The sequence below is a fragment of the Betaproteobacteria bacterium genome (genome assembly GCA_016720855.1).
Classification (GTDB): domain Bacteria; phylum Pseudomonadota; class Gammaproteobacteria; order Burkholderiales; family Usitatibacteraceae; genus FEB-7.
The window spans coordinates 114,934-130,787 of sequence record JADKJU010000005.1; the positions used below are offsets into that span (position 1 = coordinate 114,934).

Annotated in this window: 20 protein-coding genes; 5 read left to right on the top strand and 15 right to left on the bottom strand. The window is 66.8% G+C overall.

Going from position 1 to position 15,854, the window contains the following annotated elements:
- Positions 1–18: 18 nt before the first annotated feature.
- Genes nrfD through dsrA form a run of 12 tightly spaced genes read right to left on the bottom strand, consistent with a single transcriptional unit; the run spans position 19 to position 10,548 of the window.
- Positions 19–1,218, bottom strand: coding sequence for a polysulfide reductase NrfD (gene nrfD, locus IPP91_18280; protein ID MBL0143989.1), 1,200 nt, complete (start codon positions 1,216–1,218; stop codon positions 19–21).
- Positions 1,219–1,221: 3 nt separating this feature from the next.
- The gene (locus tag IPP91_18285) at positions 1,222–1,953 is read right to left on the bottom strand and encodes a 4Fe-4S dicluster domain-containing protein (GenBank protein ID MBL0143990.1); all 732 of its coding nucleotides are present in this window, start codon (positions 1,951–1,953) and stop codon (positions 1,222–1,224) included.
- Positions 1,950–2,354: an Hdr-like menaquinol oxidoreductase cytochrome c subunit gene (locus tag IPP91_18290; GenBank protein MBL0143991.1), complete on the bottom strand. Its 405-nt coding sequence runs from the start codon at positions 2,352–2,354 to the stop codon at positions 1,950–1,952. The genes IPP91_18285 and IPP91_18290 overlap by 4 nt, the downstream gene beginning before the upstream one ends.
- A gap of 7 nt (positions 2,355–2,361) precedes the next feature.
- Positions 2,362–4,311, bottom strand: a complete 1,950-nt coding sequence (locus IPP91_18295; GenBank protein ID MBL0143992.1) for an NAD(P)-binding protein — start codon at positions 4,309–4,311, stop codon at positions 2,362–2,364.
- Between the two features lie 39 nt (positions 4,312–4,350).
- On the bottom strand, positions 4,351–5,877 hold the full coding sequence (locus IPP91_18300; protein ID MBL0143993.1) for a (Fe-S)-binding protein: 1,527 nt from the start codon (positions 5,875–5,877) through the stop codon (positions 4,351–4,353).
- Positions 5,878–5,882: 5 nt separating this feature from the next.
- Positions 5,883–6,605 carry a respiratory nitrate reductase subunit gamma gene (locus IPP91_18305; protein ID MBL0143994.1) on the bottom strand — a complete coding sequence of 241 codons (723 nt, stop codon included), beginning with the start codon at positions 6,603–6,605 and terminating at the stop codon, positions 5,883–5,885.
- A gap of 53 nt (positions 6,606–6,658) precedes the next feature.
- Positions 6,659–6,994 carry a TusE/DsrC/DsvC family sulfur relay protein gene (locus tag IPP91_18310; GenBank protein ID MBL0143995.1) on the bottom strand — a complete coding sequence of 112 codons (336 nt, stop codon included), beginning with the start codon at positions 6,992–6,994 and terminating at the stop codon, positions 6,659–6,661.
- Between the two features lie 52 nt (positions 6,995–7,046).
- Positions 7,047–7,346 (bottom strand): sulfurtransferase complex subunit TusB, encoded by a 300-nt coding sequence (dsrH, locus tag IPP91_18315; protein MBL0143996.1) that lies wholly within the window; start codon positions 7,344–7,346, stop codon positions 7,047–7,049.
- Positions 7,347–7,369: 23 nt separating this feature from the next.
- A complete protein-coding gene (gene tusC / locus IPP91_18320; GenBank protein MBL0143997.1) occupies positions 7,370–7,744 on the bottom strand; it encodes a sulfurtransferase complex subunit TusC in 375 nt (124 codons plus the stop codon).
- 3 nt (positions 7,745–7,747) lie between these two features.
- Positions 7,748–8,107 (bottom strand): sulfurtransferase complex subunit TusD, encoded by a 360-nt coding sequence (gene tusD / locus IPP91_18325; protein MBL0143998.1) that lies wholly within the window; start codon positions 8,105–8,107, stop codon positions 7,748–7,750.
- 15 nt (positions 8,108–8,122) lie between these two features.
- Positions 8,123–9,205 (bottom strand): dissimilatory-type sulfite reductase subunit beta, encoded by a 1,083-nt coding sequence (dsrB, locus tag IPP91_18330; GenBank protein ID MBL0143999.1) that lies wholly within the window; start codon positions 9,203–9,205, stop codon positions 8,123–8,125.
- A gap of 47 nt (positions 9,206–9,252) precedes the next feature.
- Positions 9,253–10,548, bottom strand: a complete 1,296-nt coding sequence (dsrA, locus tag IPP91_18335) for a dissimilatory-type sulfite reductase subunit alpha (GenBank protein MBL0144000.1) — start codon at positions 10,546–10,548, stop codon at positions 9,253–9,255.
- Between the two features lie 268 nt (positions 10,549–10,816).
- Here dsrA and IPP91_18340 point away from each other — a divergent pair, with 268 nt between their 5' ends.
- Genes IPP91_18340 through IPP91_18360 form a run of 5 tightly spaced genes read left to right on the top strand, consistent with a single transcriptional unit; the run spans position 10,817 to position 13,740 of the window.
- The gene (locus tag IPP91_18340; GenBank protein ID MBL0144001.1) at positions 10,817–11,038 is read left to right on the top strand and encodes a hypothetical protein; all 222 of its coding nucleotides are present in this window, start codon (positions 10,817–10,819) and stop codon (positions 11,036–11,038) included.
- Positions 11,035–11,685, top strand: a complete 651-nt coding sequence (gene cas6 / locus IPP91_18345) for a type I-MYXAN CRISPR-associated protein Cas6/Cmx6 (GenBank protein MBL0144002.1) — start codon at positions 11,035–11,037, stop codon at positions 11,683–11,685. The genes IPP91_18340 and cas6 overlap by 4 nt, the downstream gene beginning before the upstream one ends.
- 21 nt (positions 11,686–11,706) lie before the next feature.
- Positions 11,707–12,195 carry a sulfurtransferase TusA family protein gene (locus tag IPP91_18350; GenBank protein ID MBL0144003.1) on the top strand — a complete coding sequence of 163 codons (489 nt, stop codon included), beginning with the start codon at positions 11,707–11,709 and terminating at the stop codon, positions 12,193–12,195.
- Positions 12,192–12,812, top strand: a complete 621-nt coding sequence (locus IPP91_18355) for a hypothetical protein (GenBank protein ID MBL0144004.1) — start codon at positions 12,192–12,194, stop codon at positions 12,810–12,812. Before IPP91_18350 ends, IPP91_18355 begins: the two co-directional genes overlap by 4 nt.
- A gap of 22 nt (positions 12,813–12,834) precedes the next feature.
- A complete protein-coding gene (locus tag IPP91_18360; GenBank protein ID MBL0144005.1) occupies positions 12,835–13,740 on the top strand; it encodes a TauD/TfdA family dioxygenase in 906 nt (301 codons plus the stop codon).
- A gap of 51 nt (positions 13,741–13,791) precedes the next feature.
- Here the strand turns inward: IPP91_18360 and IPP91_18365 are convergent, their stop codons facing one another.
- The 3 genes from IPP91_18365 to IPP91_18375 are packed head-to-tail and all read right to left on the bottom strand — an operon-like array spanning position 13,792 to position 15,834.
- The gene (locus tag IPP91_18365) at positions 13,792–15,081 is read right to left on the bottom strand and encodes an outer membrane protein transport protein (protein MBL0144006.1); all 1,290 of its coding nucleotides are present in this window, start codon (positions 15,079–15,081) and stop codon (positions 13,792–13,794) included.
- A gap of 46 nt (positions 15,082–15,127) precedes the next feature.
- Positions 15,128–15,598, bottom strand: a complete 471-nt coding sequence (locus IPP91_18370; GenBank protein MBL0144007.1) for a DsrE/DsrF/DrsH-like family protein — start codon at positions 15,596–15,598, stop codon at positions 15,128–15,130.
- 8 nt (positions 15,599–15,606) lie between these two features.
- Positions 15,607–15,834 carry a sulfurtransferase TusA family protein gene (locus IPP91_18375; GenBank protein MBL0144008.1) on the bottom strand — a complete coding sequence of 76 codons (228 nt, stop codon included), beginning with the start codon at positions 15,832–15,834 and terminating at the stop codon, positions 15,607–15,609.
- Positions 15,835–15,854: the final 20 nt, after the last annotated feature.

The following is a 15,854-nucleotide window of genomic DNA, read 5'->3' on the forward strand; positions in this document are numbered from 1 at the left end:
GCGATGCCGGCGCGGCGTTCACTTGGCCGGCGCCGCGGCGGGACGTGCGAACGCTTCCAGCGGAAGGATCGGCAGCGCGTGCACACCCACCAGCGCGATGAGGAAGGACGCGGCTAGGCCGCCGATACCCAGCAGGAACTCCGGCAAGCTCGGGGCGTAAGCATCCACTTTGCCGTCGCTGAAACTGCTGGCCACCTCGTACCCCGGGAAGATCTCGAGCGGGAACGCCTGCCCGCCGATGATGAAGACGTACAGAAGCGCGAATGCGCCCAGGGACACGAGCCCCGAGGCAAGCGCGGTTGAGCGCGGGCCCGCCAGGCGCGGATGGAAGAGGAGCGCCAGGGGCACCACGCTGCCCAGCCCCACGTAGCCGATCCAGAAGAGCACCGGATACGGGGCCCCGGTCACGAGGATGAAGTGCTCGAACGCGGTCTGCTTCGCCCAGTACAGGTTGGTCATGTGGTGCACGGCCACGAAGTAGAGCGCCGCGACCACGAAGATCCCGAGGAGTCGGCGCACGCGGCCCTGCAATTCCTCGCTCATGGCCTCGCCCGCCAGTTGCGCCAGTCCCGATTGGGCCAGGTGGAAGACTGCGAGGCCCCAGGCCAGCGAGAGCGCGATGAAGAGCGGCGCGATGACGCCGGAAGCATAGGCCTGGCGCGCGACGAGGAATCCGAAGATGGACCCGGTGCCGGTGGTGAGGATGATCCGCCAGGCGAAGGCCGCCAGGCCGACGGGCTTGGCGAACTTGCCCAGGCGCCGCTCCAGGAGCGACCACAGGTAGAGCGCGCAGATCACGAAGAGCCCGTTGTAAAGGATCATGTTCCACGCGAAGATCGAGCGGAAATTGTAGTGGGTCGCCGCAACGAGGAGGCGCTCCGGGCGACCCAGGTCCAGGACCAGCACCAGGAGGCCGCCCGCGAGCAGCGCCACGGTGAGGAGCACCGACAGCGGCGAGAAGGGCTTGTAACCGGACTCCCCGAAAACCGAGCCGACGGAGGCGACGTTGAGCGCCCCGGAAGCGGCCACGATGAGGAAGATCGCGAACACGTGCGGCAGGCCCCACACCACCTGGTTGTTCATGCCGGTGACGATGTGGCCGTGCTGCTCCATGTAGTGGGCGGCGCCCAATGCCACCGCAAGCACCGCGCCGCCGGCGGCCGCCAGGGCCCAGAAGACGCGCCGGGCGGATGCGGGGGAGATCGCGGGGGTAGCCATCGCCTAGATCCCCTGGTAGCGCACGCCGTTGTCGGTGCGCAGGTCGGCACGCAACTGCGTCGTCGCGACAGCACGGACGCGCTTCGAGATCTCGCTCTGCGGGTCGTTCAGGTCGCCGAAGACGATCGCGTGGTGCCCGGCGGCCGCGCAGGCCTCGACGCACGAGGGCGTGCCGCCGCGGTCCACCTTGTGCACGCATAGCGTGCAGCTCTCCACGCAGCCCTTGCCGCGCGGGACGTCGGGCTTCTGCCCGGTCGTCGGCTCGTGGACGAAGCTTCTCGCCTTGTACGGGCAGGCCATCATGCAGTACCGGCAGCCGATGCAGGTGTGGCGATCGACGAGCACGATGCCGTCCGCGCGCTTGAAGGAGGCTCCCGTCGGGCAGACATCCACGCAGGGCGGATCGGCGCAGTGCTGGCACATGACCGGGGCGGAGATCGCCTTGCCGGTCTTCAGGTCCTTCAGGTCCACCTTGCGGATCCACTGCGAATCGGTGGGGCGCGTGGTTCCAGGCAGGCCGTTCTCCTGGTTGCAGGCGTCCACGCAGTCCCGGCATCCGCTCGCGCACTTCGTCGTGTCGATAAGCATGCCCCAACGGACCTTGCCGCTCGCGGCCTCACCGGGCGCCTTGCCGTGGGCGTAGTCGTACAGGAACACGCCCGGCGCGATCATGGCGCCCGCGATCGTGGCCGCCGTTCCGAGGAATTCGCGCCTGCGCTTGCTGACGGGGTTCATCTCAATGACCCCGCCGCTCCGGCCGATGCCGTGGTCGCCGGCCTCGCGGTCGAGGCATGGCAGCCGAAGCAGTCCGGCTTCACGGCGGCGTAGCTATGGCATCCCTGGCAGAAATGCTGTTCCGAACCGAGCACCTGGCCGTCCTTCGCGTTCGCGTGGCAGTCGACACACGCCGCGAGGCTGTGCTTCACCGGGCGGATGCCGCGCCGGACGGTGTCGTCGCGGTCGTGCCTGAGGAACTCCATGTGCGAGCGGCGCATGAGCTTCGGATCCTCGACACAGGGACCGGAACGCGGCGGATCGAGCGCCGGTCCCGCCGCACTCGCGACCGGGCCCATCGCGCTCCCCGAGAGGAGGAGCGTCGCGACGATCGCCGCGCGAAGGATGCCTGCCGCTCTCATCGGGCCCCTACTCCCCGAGTCCCATCTGGATGTAGCCGGTCGGGCAGACATCCTTGCAGATGTGGCAACCGATGCACTTGTCGTAGTCGGTGTCGACGTAGCGCCCGGTCGTGCTCTGCGTCTTCTTCACCTTGAACACGGCGGTCTGCGGGCAGTAAACCACGCAGTTGTCGCATTCGAAGCACATGCCGCAGCTCATGCAGCGCTTGGCCTCCGCGATGGCCTCGGCCTCGGAGAGCTGTCCCAGGCGCTCCTCGAAATTGCCGAGCGCCGTCTCCTTGGTGAGCGTGATGAATTTGCGCTTGACCCGGTCGGTGTAGGGAAAATGCCCGAGGAAGAGCTCCTTGTGCGTAATCACGTGCCGGTCGGAACGGTTGTCGAAATTGTGCACCGCCGCCTTCGAATCGCACGTGCCCCACATGGGCTCGGTCGCCTTCTCGATGGGCAGGCCCTTCTCGACCATCTTGCGCATGAGGTCGAACTGGTGCACGTCGATCTTCGGGCGCTTCTCGGGCTCCTCGCCGCGCAGGAAGCGGTCGATCCCATCCGCGGCGATGGAGCCGTGGCCGATCGCGGTGGTGAGCAGATGCGGGCGCAGCACGTCGCCGCCTGCGAAGACGTCGTCCTTGCCGGCCACGCGGTAGTTGCGGTCGGCCGTCACCCCGCCCTTGCCGTTGTCGAACTCCTCCAGGCCGGTGAAGTCGACCGACTGGCCGATGGCCGACACGATGAGATCGGCGGGGATGTCCTGCTCGGTCCCGGCCTTCATGTCGATCTGGAGCCTGCCGCCAACGAACTTGGCCTCGCATTGCGCGACGCGCAGCGCCGTGGCTCTCCCGTCCGGGCCCTTGACCAGGCCCACGGGCGCCCAGCCGCCGCGGATCTCGATACCCTCGGCAGCGGCCTGCTCGACCTCGTGCTTGTTCGCCTGCATCTTGTCGACGCCGAACACGGAGGTGAGCACCACTTCCGCGCCCTGCGCCACAGACGCGTGAGCCACGTCGTGTGCCATGTAGCCGGCGATCGCGTGCTCGAAGTCGGTGGGCTTGGCGTTCTCGATGTGGCCCAGGCGCCGGGCCACGGTCGCGACGTCGATGGAGGTGTCGCCACCGCCCACGACGACCACGCGCTTGCCGACGTAGCGCAGCCGGCCGTCATTGAAGGCCTTCAGGAACGAGGTGGCGGTCACGACGTTGGGCGCCTGGGAGTCGGCCAGGGGCAGCGGGCGGCCGCCTTGGGCGCCCATGCCGAGGAAGACGGCGTCGTAGGTCTTGCGGATCTCCTCCATGGAGATGTCGGTGCCGACGCGGCACTTCAGGCGCGCCTCGATCCCCAGGTCGAGAATGCGCTGGATCTCGGCGTCGAGCATGTCGCGCGGCGTGCGGAATCCCGGAATGCCGTAGCGCATCATGCCCCCGAGGTGCTCGTGGTCGTCGAAGATCGTGACCGAGTGCCCCTTGAGGGCGAGCTGGTAGGCGCACGACAGGCCCGCCGGGCCGCCGCCCAGCACGGCGACCTTCTTGCCCGTCGCCTTCGAGGGCTTCGCATAGGCGAGCTTGTTGGCAATGGCGTAGTCGCCGAGAAAGTGCTCGACGGAATTGATGCCGACGTGGTCCTCGACCTCGTTGCGGTTGCAGCCCGTCTCGCACGGCGCCGGGCACACGCGGCCCATCACGGACGGGAACGGATTGGCTTCCGTGAGGCGGCGCCAGGCGTACTCCTGCCACGCGACGCCCTGGGGCGGCTTCTCCGTCTGGCGCACGATCGCGAGCCAGCCGCGGATGTCCTCGCCAGACGGGCAGCTGCCCTGGCAGGGAGCCGTCGACTGGATGTAGGTGGGGCATTTGTGCGTGAAGGAGGCCTGGAAGATCACCTCCTGAAGTCGCATCGGCTTGGCGTCGCCATCCTTGTAGCGTCGGAAGGTGAGCGCTTGGGTTTCCTGGGGATTGGTGGCCACGGTGTCCTCTATGTGTCGTGTGTGTTTTGCGGAGCTCGCCTATTGCTTCGCGCCGAGGCGGATGGCCGTGCTCACCAGCTGGTGGACCCCGCCGACCATGCTCCGGTTGAATCCGTAGTACGGCAGGACCTTGGTGAACTGCGCCTTGCAGATGGCGCAGATGGTCGCCATGAAGTTGACGCCTTGAAGGTCGGCAACCTCGCGCAGGGACTCCATGCGCGGGAGCGCCCCCTTCACGCGCAGGTCGAGAATCTCGTCGGTGAGCAACCCCCCGCCGCCTCCGCAGCAGAAGGTGGCCTCGTGCGTGGTGCCGGGGCGCATCTCCACGTACCTGTTGACCACCGAGCGCACCAGGGCGCGCGGGATCTCGAACTGCCCGCCGGGCTCGTCCCCCATGCGCGAGGCCCGTGCCACGTTGCACGAGTCGTGGAACGTGACCACGCGGTGGTCGTTCGCGTCCTTGTCGAGCACCAGCGCCCCCTTCTGCACCAGGTCCCACGTGAGCTCGCAGATGTGCGTGGGCTGGCGGTAGCGGTGGTCGAGTTGGCTCTGCAGCATCCGGGCGAAGGGGTCGTTGCCTCCCGAGCCGATGCCCGCGAGCGTGTTCCAGAAGCTGTAGGCCACGCGCCAGGCGTGCCCGCACTCGCCCACCACGATGCGCTTCACGCCCAGATCGAGCGCCGCCTCGCGGATGCGAAGGGCGATCGTGCGCATCTGCTCGTAGTTGCCGATGAAGAGGCCGAAGTTCCCCGCTTCCGAGGCGTGCGTCGACAGGGTCCAGGAGATGCCGGCCGCGTGGAAGACCTTGGCGTAGCCGATGAGGCTGTCCACGTGCGGCTCGGCGAAGAAGTCGGCCGAGGGCGTGATGAGGAGCACCTCCGCGCCCTTCTGGTCGAGCGGGAACTTCACGTCGGCGCCCGTTTCCTCCTTCACGTCCTCCTCGAGGCCGAGGAGCGTGTCCTCGAGGGCAGGCCCCGGCAGCCCCAGGTTGTTGCCGATTCTGTGAACCTTGGCGATGATCTCGTTGGTGTACTTCGCCCCGTAACCGACCGTGTCGAGGATCTCGCGCGCGGCCATCGTCACCTCGGCGGTGTCGATGCCGTAGGGGCAGAAGACGGAGCAGCGCCGGCACTCGGAGCACTGGTTGTAGTACTTGTACCAGTCCTCGAGGAGGTCCTTCGTGAGTTCGCGCGCACCCACGAGCTTCGGGAACATCTTGCCGGGCAGCGTGAAGTGGCGGCGGTAGACGCCGCGCATCAGGTCCTGACGGGCCACGGGCATGTTCTTGGGGTCGCCCGTGCCGAGGAAGTAATGGCACTTGTCGCTGCACGCGCCGCAGTGGACGCAGGCGTCGAGGTAGACACTGAGCGACCGGTACTTGTCGAGCAGCTCGCCCATCTTCGCGATGGCCTTGTCGTGCCAGTCCTCCACAAGCGTCCCGGGGAATCCGATGGCCGCCTGCATCTTCTCGGTGGCGACGAACGGCTTCGACTCCGCCATCGCGTCCGGGCGAAGCGCCGGGGGGACGGGGAATTCCCGGAGGGCGGGGGCGATGACGTCGGCCATGACCGTTACTTCGTTTCCAGGCGCGCGGCCCATTCGGCCAGGTGCCGATGCTCGCGCGGATTGTCGACCTGATTGCGCCCGGGGCTGAAGAAGAGGCCCGGCGCGTGCAGCAGCTTCGAGTACGGGAAGACGATCATCAGGGTGGCCACGAGTCCCAGGTGCACGGCGAGCGCCGGATCGGCCGGCAGCTCCCGCACCTGGAAGACGAGCAGGCCGAGGAAGAACGACTTCACCGCCACGATATCGGTGTGCGCGAGGTACTTCATCGCGAGGCCGCTGCCGGCGATGGCGATGAGGAGCGCAAGCATGAGGTGGTCGGACGGCGTCGAGATGTAGCGCACGCGGTCGACCAGGAAGCGCCGCGCCCATAGCCCCGCGAGGCCGGCGACCATTGCGAATCCCGCGTAGACCCCGAAGGGCTGGATGAATGCCACCCACCCCCACACCGGATCGGTGAAGTAACGCAGGTGGCGGGCCAGCACGAGCGCGAGGCCCGCGTGGAAGGTCCACCCGAAGAGCCACGTCCAGAGGCTCGCCTTGAACAGGCTCTCGAAGAGCACCACTTCGCGCGCGAGCCTAAGCGCCACCCCGGCGCTGGTGGTCGGCGCAGGCGTGGTCGGGATCTTGAGCGGGGCGGGCGTCCCGGCGTACTGGCGGATGCGCCACGCGAGCCCCGCCACGAGCACCGTGGCGGCAGCGTAGAAGAGCCCGGCGAGGATGGCGGCCATCTCGAGGAATCCCGTGGCGGGCGCGGGCCGCAGGGCCCGCTCCCGGCCTCGCGTCAGACGCAGCCGGTCGGCTTGGGCAGGCCGGCGATCTTGCAGGCCTGCTTGGCGGGGCCGTACGGGAAGAGCTCGTACAGGTACGAGTTGCTGCCCTTATCGGGCCCGAGCTTCTTGCCGATGGCCTTGGTGAGCACTCGGACCGCCGGGGCGATCTGGTACTCGTTGTAGTACTCGCGCAGGAAGTTGACGACTTCCCAGTGGTTCGTGGTCATGTCGATCTTCTCGGCCTTGGCGATCTCGCCGGCGAGTTCCTCGTTCCACTGCGACAGATCGACCAGGTAACCCTCCTCGTCGACCTCGTAGGACTTTCCGCTCACATCGATGGTGCCCATTGATTCTCTCCTTTTCGCGTCTTCTAGCTTTGGCGGTGTGCCGTGATCCGCGCTACAGCCAGGACTGCACGCGGGGATTCTGGGTGACGAGGTCGACGAAGCCCTTGTAGTCGACCGGTACGACGCCGTCGATGACGGTGCCGGCGCGTGCGCGCGCCTCGAGATCGGGGGTGAGGACATAGACCTTGACGGTGCCGAGCGCAGTCTTCACCTTCGCCGATGCCGCGTGGCCCTTCGTGGCGGCATAGACGGCGTCCTCGATGAGCAGCACCGAGTGGCCGGGCCGGGCGTGCGCCAGGCAGCTTTCGAACGTGGCGCGTTCGCCGGGGGACTTGTTCACGATGTGCAGCATGTTGTTCCTTGGGGCCTCGTCGTCTAGAAGCTGATCAACACGTCCATCTCGTCCATCAGCGCCGACATCTCGGCGGTGGACACCACCTTCACGTCAACGAGGAGATCCTCCTCGGCAAGACCCCTGGCCTGCAGCGACTCGCGTTCGACGTAGAGCTTCTCGATATCGTAGCCCTCCAGCGCCCGGTAGGTCGGCGAGAAGTTCTTGGTCTCGATCGCCTTGGGGTTCTGCCCCTTGGCCAGCTGGAAGACCCCGTCGTCCACGAACGCGAGGCTCACGTCCTGGTCGAACGCCGCGCTGATGAGGACCACCTCCAGCCCCTCGAGCGCATACACGCTTCCATACGGAGCCTTGCGGTTCACGAAAAGGAATTTCTTGATGATGCCGGCTTCGTCCATGGCCTAATCCCCGAACACGACCATCCGGTCGGACTGGATGGCGGATTCGACGAGCTGCCCGAGCCCCGAGATGCGGAAGCCCTGCGCGAGGTTCTGCTCGACGATGCCGCGCCTCAGGGCCGCGGCGACGCAGACCACGAGGTCCACGCCGTGGTCCTGCGCGAGCTTCGTCCAGCGCGCCACCACGTTGCGGTCGTCCTGCGGCGGCTCGGTGAGCTTGGTCGCATTGTTGACCCCGTCGTGATAGAAGAACACGCGCTCGATCTCGTGGCCCGCCCCGATCGCCGCCTTGCAGAAAAGGTAGGCGCTGTCGCTCGACTGGCGCTGGTACGGGCCTTCGTTGACCATGACTCCGATCTTCACGGCAGCTTGGCTCCCTCAGAACCGGATGTGCGCCGAAGCGTTCAGGCTGGAGCGCGAACCCCTCCAGTCGTCGATGAGGTACTTCGTGAACGGCAGCTCCGTCTTCTCGAAGAAGCGCGGCCAGCCGATGCGCTCGACCCAGTCGGACATGCGCTCCCAGGGACGCGCGTCATCCTTGTAGACGTAGAGGATCTTCTTCACGATCTCCGACACCTCGGGCCAGCGCGGCGGGTTGTTCGGGATGCCGGAGGCCACCATCTTCATGAACGTGGGCTTGCCGCGCGCATTCGAGTTCTTGCCGCCGATCCAGACCGCGAACTTGGAGAACTCCGGATCGTTGATCTGCATCGGCGGGCACGGCGGGTAGCAGGCGCCGCAGCAGATGCACTTCTTCTCGTCGACCTCGAGCGAGGGCTTGCCGTTCACCAGCGCCGGACGGATGGCGGCCACCGGGCAGCGCGCCACCACGGCGGGACGCTCGCAGACGTTCGCCACGAGGTCGTGGTTGATCTTCGGAGGCTTCGTGTGCTGGATGATGATCGCGATGTCGGCCTGACCGCCGCAGTTGATCTCGCAGCACGAGGTGGACATGTGCACCCGGTTGGGCATCTCCTCCTTGATGAACTCCTGGTGCAGGTCGTCCATCAGCGCCTTGACCGCGCCGGAAGCGTCGGTGCCGGGGATGTCGCAGTGCAGCCAGCCCTGGGTGTGCGAAATCATCGTGACGGAGTTGCCCGTGCCGCCCACCGGGAAGCCCGCCGTCGTGAGCGCCTCGATGAGCGGGGCGACCTTCTTCTCGTCGGCCACCATGAACTCGATGTTCGAACGGATGGTGAAGCGCACGTGCCCTTCCGCGTACTTGTCCGCGATGTCGCAGAGCTTGCGGATGGTATGGACGTCCATCTGGCGCTGCGTGCCGGCGCGCACGCTCCACACTTCCTCGCCGGAATACGAGACGTGGTGCAGCACGCCCGGACGCGGCCGGTCGTGGTACTTCCAATTGCCGTAGTTCTTGAGCAGCGTCGGGTGCATGTACTGCTTGTTGTCTGGGACGCCGGATTCGATCGCGCGGCGCGGGGTGGCGGTGGCAGTGGCCATGTTCTGGACTCCGGGTTGCAGTCGTTGGCGGGTCGGGGCTCGCGGGGTCAGGCGGCTTGCTTCTTCGCCTTGATCTTCGCGACTTCGTCGTCCCAGCCATCGGCGCGGACGTAGGGGTTGGTGCGCGGCGTGGCGACCATGTTCGCGTCGATCTCGATGCCGACGCCCTCGACAAAGTTCACCAGCCCGATGCGCTCGATCGTCTCTCCGATGCGCTCGTGCTCCAGTGCGTTCTCGGCGAAGAAGTCGACGATGCGCCGGCCGAGGTCGACCAGCTTCTCGCGGTCCTCGTCCGTCTCGAGCTTCATGAACGGCACCACCACCGTGCCCATCAGGTCGCCGATCTTGAGGGTGCGCTTGCCGCCCACCAGGATCGTCGCGCCCTTGTCCTTGCCCGGGGAGAGACCGCCCGTGATCACGTTGATGCAATGCATGCAGCGCACGCAATCGCGATTCTCGATCGCGATCGCCTGGGTGTCGGAGACCTTCACCGCCGAGATCGAGGGCCCCGTGGGGATCTTCGACGCGTCAACCAGCTGGATCGCCTTGGTGGGGCAGCGGCTCACCACGTCGTTCACGAGGTCGGTCACGCCATGCTTGGCGAAGTAGGCGCGCGCGAGCTTCTCGTCCGTGCGGATGTTGTCGCGCCAGGTGCCGATGACCGCCATGTCCGAGCGCTGGATGGAGTTCATGCAGTCGTTCGGGCAGCCCGAGAACTTGAACTTGAACTTGTAGGGCAGCGACGGGCGGTGGATGTCGTCGGTGAAGTTGTTGAGAACCGTGCGGTGCGCGGTCGCCTCGTCGTAGCACGACTGCTCGCAGCGCGCGGCGCCCACGCACGACATCGACGTGCGCACGGCAGGGCCGGCGCCGCCGAGGTCGAACCCGAGCGCGTTGATCTCGTCGAACGCGTCCTGCACCTTGTCGGAGCGCGCACCCTGGAACATGATGTCTCCGCTCTGGCCGTGGAAGGCGATGAGCCCGGATCCGTGGCGCTCCCAGGTATCGGCCAACTTGCGCAGGATGTCGGTGTTGTAGTGCATGCCCGGAGGCGGCATCACGCGCAGCGTATGGAACTCCGCCGCGTCGGGAAATTTCGGCTTGCCCGATTCGTCCTTGAGCTCGGTGAAGCGCGGAATGATTCCGCCACCATAGCCGAAGATGCTGATGGTGCCGCCCTTCCAGTAGCCCTTCTTGGTCTCGTAGGACGTCTCGAGCTGGCCAAGGAGGTCGACCATCATGTCGTTGTCCTTGGCGAGTCGCTTCAGGCCGGTCACGAAGCTCGGCCACGGGCCGGTTTCCAGCTTGTCGAGCATCGGCGTCGGGTGCATTTTCTTTGCCATTGCAGCCTCCTCGCGAATCGTTCGAATTTCACGGCTTCCGGGAAGGCACACTCTCCCAGAGTGGACCGATCCTACGGCGCCCCCGGGGGGTTGGCCATCCCTCCGACGGTGGGGGCTCTTCCCCGATGGGGAGTATCAGGACTACCCGTTTGGGCTATGCCCGGCGTCCTTCGCACGGGGAGTAGACGGCAGGCCGGCAGGACGGCGTAAAGTAGCCTCTCGCGACGCATCACCCACGCGCCGCCACCGCAGCCAAACCAGGCCTCCCATGGATCGCCCCGCCCCCATCGCCTCGCTCACCGTCCCGCTGGGAGGCCAGAAAATCGAGATGCACCAGGTTGACTTCGAGGGGGGAGAGCTCAGCATGCTGCGCGTTCGCATCCGTGAGGGGCCCCGGTTTACCGTGTTCGACATCGACCCCGCCACGGCCGCCGCCTGGGGCGATGCCCTGCAGGCATGGGGCCGGTCGCACGCCGGAGGAACACCATGATGGCTGTCGCCGGTTCCCGCGACTCGGGCAGTGCTTCCGCGGTCGCGCTGCCTCCCGAAATGATCGATGTCGTCTTCGGCCTGGCCGGCGAAAACCTTCCCGCGCAATACGAATGGCCGTTGTTCCGGGAGGTCGCCCGCATCGTGCCCTGGATCGAGAACACGCCCCGCGCTGGCATCCTGCCGGTGCACGGACCGAGAGCCGCCGACGGCGCGATAATGATGACGCACCGCTCGCGCGTGGTGATCCGTCTGCCGCGCGAACGCGCCTGCTCCGCCAGCGCGCTCGAACGCAGGACGCTTCACGTGGGCGATTGCGCCGTCACCTTGGGCGTGGGCTCGTTCCGCGCGCACCAGTCCGCCCCGACGCTCTATTCGCCCCGCGTGGCCACGGGCGAAGAGGACGAAACGCGCTTCGTCGCCGCGCTCGAAAAGGAACTGCTCGCCCTCGGGGTGAGCGCACGCCTGATCTGCGGGCGGCGCGTGCAGGTGGAGCTGGAGGAAGGACGCGTCACCGCCTTCCCGGTAGCCGTCCACGGCCTGCGCGAAATCGACTCCCTCCTGCTGCAGCGCGCCGGGCTCGGCCGCGGGCAACCGGTGGGCTGCGGCCTCCTCATCCCCCACAAGACCATCATTGCGGCCGATTGAGCGGCTGCCCGGAAAACTTCCATGACCTCACCCGTACCCGGCGAACCGGCCGCCATGGTCGACCTCACGGGGCTCACCTGCCCCGGGCCGATCCTGGGCGCACGCGAAATTCTCGAGGGACTGCGCAACGGCCAGGTGCTGCTGCTCCTTTCCGACTGTCCCGGCACGCGCGACGACCTGTTCGCCTGGGCGAAGCAGACCGGCAACGAGGTTATCCACACCGAGCCGCGCGACCGCGGTGCCACCGGCTATTTCGTCCGCAAGGGCCGCGCCGGCCCGGTCGCGGCCCACGTACGGCTGGACTTGCGCGGCGTGTCCTGTCCCGGCCCGATCGTCGAGGCGCGCCAGCTCCTGAAGGGCATGCGTTCCGGCGAGGTGTTGCAACTCGTGAGCGACTGCCCGGGCGTGCGCGACGACATCGCAACGTGGGCGGAGGTCACGCGCGTGGAACTCGTCGGCACCGTGGGCGCGGGAGCCGGCACCTTCGAGTTCTACCTGCGCAAGCTTTGAGCACTTCCAGCAAAACGCCCATTCGCGTAAAGAGCACGTGGTTCCGGCCCGGTCGGCCGCGAACCCCGGAGGAGCTGGCCGGCGCGCTGGCCTTCATCACCTGGCGCGTGGCCCTGAACATGCTGAAGAGCATGCGCAAGGCGGATTTCGACATCGACCCCGGCGCGCAGTATTTCGATTTCCTCGCCGAAGCCGTTGTCTTCGCGATGCAGGTCGCCTGGCGCCTGGTCCACGCGCGCTATGACGACGCGGGACGCGCCGCCTTCATGACCACGCTCGCCCACCGCACCGCCGAGGAACTGGCCGAGAACCAGTCCCGCCTTCTGGGCGCGGAGGAGCCGGCTGCCATCAGGGCACGCTTCATCGACCTCCTCAACCGCCGCAACGGGGAATACGCCGAATTCGGCTTCGGCCCCGAGGGACCCGATTTCGCTTTCCTGCGCTACTTCGCGACGGTCGTCTCCGAACTCATGCCCGAAAAGGACAAGCGCTGGACCTGGGACCAGGTGATGGCGATCGAGGGCCCGGAGGCCGCGGCCACCGTGACGAAGAGCATCGCGGGCCTGTTCGACAATGCGCCGCGCCGGCCGCGCCGGGCGGCGGCGGCCGGGGAATGAGCGCCGTGTCGCCGTCGCCGCGATGAGCGTCCCCGCGCCGGATACTCCCTTCGCGCTGGAAAACGAGGCCGCGTACGTCCGCTGGCGAGACCGCAAGCTCGCCTCCCGCGCCCGGGCGCCCGCGGATCTCGTCGTCGAGGTCCGGGATCCGCGCGACCTGAGCCCATCCGAGAGGGCCGAAATCGTCCTTCGTTGCCGGCGCGACAACATGGCCCTCTACGCGAGCCGCGTCACGGACGAGGACAAGGAAGTCCCACGGCGCCTGGGCATGCAACTGGGTCTTGCGACGCTCGACACCAATTTCCTGGCCGACGAGGATGGCATCACGAGCATCGCGGTGACGGGAACCAAGGCCGAGGCGGGCTACATCCCCTATACCACGCACCGCATCCGCTGGCACACCGACGGCTACTACAACCCGCCGGCGCTGCGCATCCGCGCGATGCTGCTGCATTGCGTTCGCGACGCCGCCACGGGGGGCGACACCTCGCTCCTCGACCACGAACTCGCCTACCTCCTGCTGCGTGAGGACGACCCCGGTCACGTGCGCGCGCTCATGCAGCCCGACGCGCTGGCGATACCGGCACGCGTGGATGAGGATGGCGTGGCGCGTCCCGAGGCCGTCGGGCCCGTCTTCTCGATCGAGCCCGCGACCGGCGACCTGCACATGCGCTATACGGCGCGCACGCGTAGCGTGGCCTGGAAAGGGGACGCGGCCACCCGGTCTGCGGCCGCGCGGCTGCTGCAGATCCTGGAGGACGATACCGATTGCGTGCTGCGCACCCGGCTCGCGCCCGGCATGGGGCTCGTGTGCAACAACGTTCTGCACGAGCGAAGCGCCTTCGAGGATGCCCCCGGGCGCAAACGCCTGCTGTACCGGGCGCGTTACGTCGAGCGGATCACCGGCACCGGCCGGTCCTGGGCCTGAAAAAGCAAACGGCCGGCGAATGGCCGGCCGCTTGCATCCGCCCGAGCGGGCTTACCAGCGCTTGCCCCAGGCCACACCCAGGGAATTCTGGTACATCTCGATCTTCTCCGTGCCGCCCTGTCCGGGTGCGAAGTTGTTGAAGAACGAGGATCCCGACACCGAGTTCGAGAAGGCGTGCATGTAGGCCACGGTGATCTCGGAATCCTTGTCGAGCGCATACGTGGCGCCGAGCGTGACGTGGTCCTTGATCACGCCGGGAGCCAGCATGTTGAACGAGACGTCGCGAGGCTGGATCGGGTTGTCAGAATGGTTGTAACCGGCGCGAAGCGTGAGCCTGTCGCTCTGCTTCCACTGCGCGCCGATTTTCCACACCCACACGTCCGACCAGCCGAAGCCGGGGCCGCCGGGGTTGCCAAGCGGCGCCTGATTGTTGCTGGGGTTGCCGATCGAGGCGATCTGGGAGTACTGGATGTCTTCCCAGTCGAAGGCCACGAGCCAGTCCTTCGCGGGCTCGAAGGAGATGCCCAGGGTCACGTGCGCCGGGATGTCGAAGCCGCCGTTCTCGGCAAAGAGGCCCGCGTACTTGTCGAACTTGCCCATGTCCATCTTCGACGTGTACACCGCGCCGATCGTCGTGGTGGGCGTGAGCTTGCCCTGGTAGCCGATGCGCACTCCCCAGCCCGTCGATTTGTCGTAGCCGTTGTTGGACACGTTGCCCGGGTCCTGCGAGAGCTGAGTGAAGAGCTGCACGCCCTCCGCCTTGAAGCGCTGATAGGCGAAGAGCGGCGCGATGCCGACCGAGTGGTTGGCGTTGAATTTCCAGGCGAAGGACGGCGCAATCATGAGTTGCGTGAGATCGACGCCGAGGCTGCCCTGCCCGCACAGGCCGTTGGCGCTGGGCGGCCCGCCGAGCGGCGAGCAGTTGAGCTGCCCACCGGGGAAATCGGTGTTCATGCCGCCGTTCCCGTACACGGAAATCCCGTAGGAGAACTCCTTGTTGTAGATCTTGTTGTAGCCGAACTCGGGGATGAAGAAACTGGTGCTGTCGCTGTCGGCGGAAAAGTCCAGGAACCCCCCGGCGCTGCCGGAGCGCGAAATCTTGCGCTGCGGGCTGAACCAGTCCAGGCCCAGGTCGAGCCGGTCGCCGGCAAATGAGCCGGCCGCCGGGTTGTTGGCGCCCGCGAAGGCGTCGAGGGCGGTCGAGGCCGTGGCGCCGGCCATTCCCTTGCCCTTCATGCCGTAGCCGTGGGAAAAGTAGCCATCCGTCGCGAATGCGGCGAGCGGCAGGACGCACGCCGTCGTGACAAGTGCGCGGCGAACTGCAGTGGAAATCGTTGTCATTGAGTGATTCCTCCGGTTTGGGGCGGGCAATGGTGCAGTCGTATGCTCAAACGAACAGGCAGATGTCGGTGCTGCCGGCGAACTCGAAGAAAGTGGACGCGCCACCGTATTCGACGCCGTCGATGAAATCCTCGCGCTTGAAGTCGAAGAGGTCGACGGTCATCTCGCAGCCGATGAACTTGACCCCGCCCTCCTGGCAAGCGGTGCGCAGTTCCCCGATGGAAGCCACGCCCTTCTTCTTGATCTTTTGCTTCATCATCATGGTGGCCATCGACTCCATGCCCGGCAGCGCCGCGACGAGCACGGGCATCGGCACGGGCATCGGCATGGCCGGGTTGGCGAGCGGGCTGATCTTCACGCCCGACAGGTCCTTGCGCAGCAGCGTCAGGCCGTAGAAGGTGAAGAAAATCTGCACCTCGTAGTCCAGCGCCGCCGCCGTGGAGGCAAGGATGAACGGCGGGTACGCCATGTCCAGCGTCCCCTTGGTGGCGATGATCGCCAGCTTCTTTCCGCTCATGGTGCCCCCTATTTCTTCTTGAGGAAAAAGACGTAGTCCTTGCCCTCGGCCTGCGAGGACAGCAACTCGTTGCCCGTCTGCTTGGCGAACGCTTCCATGTCCTTCACGGAGCCCGCGTCCGTCGAGACCACCTTGAGCACCTGTCCCGTGGTGAGCTCGCCTAGCGCCTTCTTCGTCTTCAGGATCGGCAGCGGGCAGTTGAGACCGCGTGCGTCCAGTTCCTTGCTGAAATCCATATTCGTTCTCCTCGCATTGT

Bases quoted from the DNA above. Each gene is read 5' to 3' on its own strand.
- nrfD (MBL0143989.1), bottom strand. From the start codon at position 1,218: ATGGCTACCCCCGCGATCTCCCCCGCATCCGCCCGGCGCGTCTTCTGG.
- IPP91_18285 (MBL0143990.1), bottom strand. From the start codon at position 1,953: ATGAACCCCGTCAGCAAGCGCAGGCGCGAATTCCTCGGAACGGCGGCC.
- IPP91_18290 (MBL0143991.1), bottom strand. From the start codon at position 2,354: ATGAGAGCGGCAGGCATCCTTCGCGCGGCGATCGTCGCGACGCTCCTC.
- IPP91_18300 (MBL0143993.1), bottom strand. From the start codon at position 5,877: ATGGCCGACGTCATCGCCCCCGCCCTCCGGGAATTCCCCGTCCCCCCG.
- IPP91_18305 (MBL0143994.1), bottom strand. From the start codon at position 6,605: ATGGCCGCCATCCTCGCCGGGCTCTTCTACGCTGCCGCCACGGTGCTC.
- IPP91_18310 (MBL0143995.1), bottom strand. From the start codon at position 6,994: ATGGGCACCATCGATGTGAGCGGAAAGTCCTACGAGGTCGACGAGGAG.
- dsrH (MBL0143996.1), bottom strand. From the start codon at position 7,346: ATGCTGCACATCGTGAACAAGTCCCCCGGCGAACGCGCCACGTTCGAA.
- tusC (MBL0143997.1), bottom strand. From the start codon at position 7,744: ATGGACGAAGCCGGCATCATCAAGAAATTCCTTTTCGTGAACCGCAAG.
- dsrB (MBL0143999.1), bottom strand. From the start codon at position 9,205: ATGGCCACTGCCACCGCCACCCCGCGCCGCGCGATCGAATCCGGCGTC.
- dsrA (MBL0144000.1), bottom strand. From the start codon at position 10,548: ATGGCAAAGAAAATGCACCCGACGCCGATGCTCGACAAGCTGGAAACC.
- IPP91_18340 (MBL0144001.1), top strand. From the start codon at position 10,817: ATGGATCGCCCCGCCCCCATCGCCTCGCTCACCGTCCCGCTGGGAGGC.
- cas6 (MBL0144002.1), top strand. From the start codon at position 11,035: ATGATGGCTGTCGCCGGTTCCCGCGACTCGGGCAGTGCTTCCGCGGTC.
- IPP91_18350 (MBL0144003.1), top strand. From the start codon at position 11,707: ATGACCTCACCCGTACCCGGCGAACCGGCCGCCATGGTCGACCTCACG.
- IPP91_18360 (MBL0144005.1), top strand. From the start codon at position 12,835: ATGAGCGTCCCCGCGCCGGATACTCCCTTCGCGCTGGAAAACGAGGCC.
- IPP91_18365 (MBL0144006.1), bottom strand. From the start codon at position 15,081: ATGACAACGATTTCCACTGCAGTTCGCCGCGCACTTGTCACGACGGCG.
- IPP91_18370 (MBL0144007.1), bottom strand. From the start codon at position 15,598: ATGAGCGGAAAGAAGCTGGCGATCATCGCCACCAAGGGGACGCTGGAC.
- IPP91_18375 (MBL0144008.1), bottom strand. From the start codon at position 15,834: ATGGATTTCAGCAAGGAACTGGACGCACGCGGTCTCAACTGCCCGCTG.